The organism is Flavobacterium sp. (assembly GCF_043779715.1).
Classification (GTDB): domain Bacteria; phylum Bacteroidota; class Bacteroidia; order Flavobacteriales; family Flavobacteriaceae; genus Flavobacterium.
The window spans coordinates 1-5007 of sequence record NZ_JAYWDT010000007.1 but is presented as its reverse complement, the minus strand read 5'-3'; the positions used below and the strand labels follow the sequence as shown (position 1 = coordinate 5007).

The 5007-nt window shown below is 30.4% G+C and carries 5 protein-coding genes; 3 read left to right on the top strand and 2 right to left on the bottom strand.

Annotated features, from left to right (window positions below; all coding sequences use genetic code 11):
• Together ACH2BG_RS00365 and ACH2BG_RS00360 are read left to right on the top strand one after the other, a co-directional pair.
• A partial coding sequence (locus ACH2BG_RS00365) for an ABC transporter ATP-binding protein (RefSeq protein ID WP_395045759.1) occupies nt 1-1692 on the top strand: 1692 nt, incomplete at its 5' end.
• 521 nt (nt 1693-2213) lie between these two features.
• Nucleotides 2214-2909, top strand: coding sequence for a TlpA family protein disulfide reductase (locus ACH2BG_RS00360; protein ID WP_395045758.1), 696 nt, complete (start codon nt 2214-2216; stop codon nt 2907-2909).
• Nucleotides 2910-2985: 76 nt separating this feature from the next.
• Here ACH2BG_RS00360 and ACH2BG_RS00355 read toward each other — a convergent pair whose 3' ends face one another.
• Together ACH2BG_RS00355 and ACH2BG_RS00350 are read right to left on the bottom strand one after the other, a co-directional pair.
• Nucleotides 2986-3876 (bottom strand): lytic transglycosylase domain-containing protein, encoded by an 891-nt coding sequence (locus ACH2BG_RS00355; protein ID WP_395045757.1) that lies wholly within the window; start codon nt 3874-3876, stop codon nt 2986-2988.
• Nucleotides 3877-3915: 39 nt separating this feature from the next.
• Nucleotides 3916-4572: an alpha/beta hydrolase gene (locus ACH2BG_RS00350; protein WP_395045756.1), complete on the bottom strand. Its 657-nt coding sequence runs from the start codon at nt 4570-4572 to the stop codon at nt 3916-3918.
• A gap of 106 nt (nt 4573-4678) precedes the next feature.
• On the opposite strand from ACH2BG_RS00350, the gene ACH2BG_RS00345 reads away from it, so the two are divergent.
• Nucleotides 4679-4963 carry a GNAT family N-acetyltransferase gene (locus ACH2BG_RS00345; RefSeq protein ID WP_395045755.1) on the top strand — a complete coding sequence of 95 codons (285 nt, stop codon included), beginning with the start codon at nt 4679-4681 and terminating at the stop codon, nt 4961-4963.
• The last annotated feature ends 44 nt before the right edge of the window (nt 4964-5007 follow it).

Sequence of the window (5007 nt, the reverse complement as noted above, 5' to 3'; positions counted from 1 at the left end):
TTGCTAATGGCTGCCATAAACATTTGTTTTAGCTTGAGCGACTCTATTATTACTGGTAAATTGATGCAAGATTGCGGTGTGGGCATCGCAAAATATAAAGGGCAAGAGCTTAATTTTATTAAAGCCGTTGGTTTTTGGATAGGACTTTCTCTTGGAGCAGCCATGATTTCTAGAATTACTAAAAATTTTCAGGATTATTTTACCAATTTAGTTATTCAACGCACAGGTGCCGAAATGTACACCGACGGTATTAAAAAATCTTTAGACTTACCTTATGAAGATTTTGAAGACCAACGAAGCGGAGAAACGCTAAGTAAATTGCAAAAAGCACGCACCGATTCGGAGAAGCTAATCACACTTTCTATTTCATTAATATTTCAAACTATTATTGGGTTTATTTTTGTGATTGTTTACATTTCTAGAATCGATTATCGTATTGCTTTTATATTTATATTAACAGCACCAATCATCGCTTTCATTAGTTCGTTTTTAGGAAAAAAAATTAAAATAGTTTCTAGAAGAATCGTACAACAAACCAATTCGCTTGCTGGATCAACAACCGAGAGTTTACGCAACATCGAATTAGTGAAAAGTTTAGGCTTGACACAACAAGAAGAAGGAAGACTGAATGCGAATACACATAAAATTTTGCACTTAGAAATAGAAAAAATTCGCTTCATTAGAAGTTTAAGTTTCATTCAAGGAACAACGGTTCATTTTATGAGAACTTGCGTTATTTTTACCTTATATTATTTCTTATTTGGCAATAAGATATTAGTAGGTGACTTACTAACAATGGTATTTTTTACCTTCTTTATTTTCAATCCACTGCAAGAATTAAGTGCTTTCATCATTGCTAAAAATGAGACTAAAGTTTCGATGGAAAATTTCGCGAATTTATTAAATGCTAAATCTGAATTTCGCCCTAAAAATCCAAAATCGATAGGAAAAATTGCTTCCTTACAATTTATAAATGTGAGTTTCAAACACAAAACGGCGAAATATTCAGCCGTAGAAAATATCGATTTTCATATCATACAAGGAGAAACAATAGCATTTGTTGGTCCATCTGGAGCAGGAAAAACAACTTTAGTAAAACTGTTAGTAGGATTGTATCCGCCAGCCGAAGGAAAAGTGTTGTATAATGCTGTAAATTCTAACGAAATAGATTTGTTAGATTTACGTCAACAATTGGGATTTGTAACACAAGATGCGCAATTATTTTCGGGAACCATTCGTGAAAATTTATTGTTTGTAAAACCTGATGCTACCGATCAAGAACTTTTGGAAGCATTACACAAAGCAAGCTGCGAAAAACTACTAAATCGTGCCGAAGACGGACTCAATTCGACCATTGGCGAAGGCGGAATTAAAGTTTCTGGTGGCGAAAAACAACGTTTGTCTATTGCTCGTGCAATACTAAGAAATCCAAATTTATTAATTTTTGACGAAGCAACCTCAGCATTAGACTCAATTACTGAAGAAGAAATAAACTCTACAATTAGAAATATTTCAGACAAAAACCGAATTACAGTTCTTATTGCCCATCGCTTATCGACCATTATGCATGCTGATAAAATATTTGTATTAGAACAAGGGAAAATCATCGAGCAAGGAAAACACGAAGATTTGTTGGCAGAAAGAGGCTTGTATTATGCAATGTGGAGACAACAAATTGGAGAGAGAAAATAAAAACTAATTGTACTAATTAATAATTCGTTATAGGTCACTATCACAAAGAAAACCTTCTCAAATATCTCCTAGACTTTGCGGGATTTTATTATGTTTTTAGATTAAAACAATTAATATGTTTTCATATTAAAGTCTAGAAACTCGCGTAGCTCAGAAACTAATTTATTATTAGTATTGTTAGCTATTAAGATGTAAATCCAGAAGTACTATTCGTTTTTGTAATTAAATAAAATATCTAAGAACCGTCCTCCCTTATTTCTTGAACAACTTGTAATTTAATAGACATTGAAAGTCTCTTTGGGTTCGTTTTACATAGCGAAGTTCTTCATATTTTTCCATAAGAATATTTTTTTTATATATCGCTATTTCATGACAAGACACTAAATATATCATTAACCTCGCTACTTAGCGTGGTTTTTTTATGCTTATTAGGTTCCTAATCGAGTTTTTATACTTTTTATCGATTATATTGATAATCAATAATATAAGTTATATACCTTTATTCCTTCGAATATTTGATTATGAAGATTTTTTATACATTATTAATAAGCTCCCTTTTTATTTTCACTGCAAATTGCCAGGAAGATAACAATAGCTTTAATTATGTTATAAAAAATAAGATCAAAAAATATAACCTTGAAAGCAATCTTGCTTTTGAAAATAAAGATTCAGAAAAAGGGCAAATTTTATTCGATTCTTTAGTTATAAATCACTTAATAGGAACCACTTTTGAAGATTACACTCTTAAAGGCTTCGAGAAAAGAAAAATAAAATTAAGCTCATTCAAAAAACCATTATTTATTTTGACCTATGCTTCTTGGTGTATTCCTAGCAAAGGGGAAATTCCTGCTCTAAATAAATTGGCTCAAAAATATACTAAAGACGTTCAATTTGTTATTCTTTTTTGGGATAAAAAACATAGTGTTAAAAAAATAGCTCGAAAATTTAATCACAACATTAGTGTTTGTTATGCTAACGAATCATACAAAAATGACGCAAGCATAGTCGCTAATTTAAAACATACTTTAGGATTTCCTACTTCTTACTTTTTAGATGAAAAACTGAACGTTGTAAATATAAAACGTGGCGGTGCACAACCAAATAACAAGAATACTTATGTTAAGGCTTACACTATGAACTATAATAATTTTAGAGATGGTTTAGGTAGTTTGCTTATAGAGAAAAACATCTCTAAAGAACAATTATCTACAAATTAGAAAACTTACTACTTATTTATAGAAAAAGCACGCTCTTATTGGTGTGCTTTTTTTGTGTTATCTTCCATTTAAAAATCTAGTTATAACCTTCGGTAGGAATTTCGATTTCGTATTTCTTTTTTGTGGGATTATCTAATTTTTTATCCCGCAACCAAGGATTGTGGTATTTCAAAATTTTATAATTAATTCCTTGCGCTTTCGCAAAAGTTGACAGATTAGAGATTGTACTATCAACTTCAATTTTTCGAGTAGGAAGATTAGTATATAATTCTTCTTTTTGAACATTAAAACCATACAAAACTGGGTTTTTCATAATCTCTTTTAATGCCAAAATTCTGAAAACATATCTGGAGGTTTCCTCATTTAATAATAAATCATAGTAATTATTGACTTCTTGAAATTCTATTTGTTTAAAAACACCAGCCATTCCGCCATTATATGATGCAGCGGCAAGTGTCCAAGAACCAAATTTTTCTTTTGCAGTAAGCAAGTATTTACAAGCTGTTTCGGTAGATTTTTCGAGATGGTAGCGCTCATCAACAGTTTCTGAAACTTCCATACCTTTTTCGACAGCGGTTTGCTTCATAAACTGCCATATTCCACTAGCTCCAGCTTTTGAAACTGATGCTGTGATTAAAGAACTTTCGATAACTGCTAAATATTTGAAATCATCTGGAACATTATACTTGGCTAAAATAGGCTCTATTATAGGAAAAAATTTATTAGCTCTTTTTATTATTAATATTGTCGATGAATGTAAGTTTTCATTTATTAGCAATTCTCTATCCATGCGCTCACGAACATCATAAATTTGCAAAGGCGTTTTTTCACCAGCAAAATCTATTTCCTTCGGGAAATTACTATTTATTCCAACATTTGAATTTTTATTGTACGTTGTAGCAAAAATTAAAAATCCACTAGCTAATATAGTTGCAAAAATAATTATTGTATTTTTTATAATTTTCATGTTTTTATCTGTAAGAAGTAAAAGTATTAATATAATGTCTTATTTCAGAATTATATCTGGCAAATTTTCGTTAAACCATTTGTACCTATTCACAATCATAATATGCGTTCCTGATTTTACATTTATACAGTTTTTAATGTTCTGAAAAGGGAAAACACTGTCATTATCTCCATGAATATGAATTACTCTATTGTCTACAACTGCTCTTTCCCAACACACAACTTGTTCTATAGCCCAATCCAAATAGACTTTGTCGCTCATGGTGAGATATTTTTTATACAATTCTATTCTTTCTTTAACCATAGTTCCAAAAGCATATTTTGTAAGTGCATCTACATTTGAAAGTAAACTTGTCGGAATTAGTTTGTATGCTTTAGTGGTTTTAGCAATTTTCATTCGGCTTGGTAATTCTTTATTAGATTTTACACTCGAAATAATAATTACCTTCCTTGGTTCTAAAAATTGAGCCATTTCCTGAACTAAAATACCACCAAAAGAAACACCAATTAGAACTGCTTTGTCATGTTTTACAAATTTCGACATACGCTCAGCATATTCCTTCAACGATTCTGTCTTTTCAGGTATTATCCAATCGAGTAAATGAATTTCAAAAACATCTTCGGGTAATTTTATTTTTTCAAATATTGAAGAACTCGCCGCCATTCCCGGCATAAGATATACGTGAATTTTACTCATTATTTAACATTTATTTAGTAAAAATGGTTTATTTTCTTTATTTTTGTATAAAAATAATTCATTTGATTGACTTGTAAGTATAGTCAATATTATTTTTTGAAAAAATATGGAAATTAAAGACAATACGTTTTCTCGACAATTTGAAACCACATTAAATGGACAATTAATTTCAGTTGAATATTCTTTTCAAGAAAAGAAGATATTTCTAACTCGTTTGAATGTTCCTGAGAACTTTACCGACGAGGATTTTATTTCCGATTTATTAAAAAACATCATGGTAATTGCTATAGAACGAAAGCTAAAAGTTGTTCCCATTTTGCCAAAAATTGTATCGTTTTTTAAGAAAAACCCAGTTTATAGAGAATTACTCCCTCCAGGAATTAGATTATAACTTATAACAGAAGCCGTTTCAAAACCTGAAACGGTTTTTTTTTG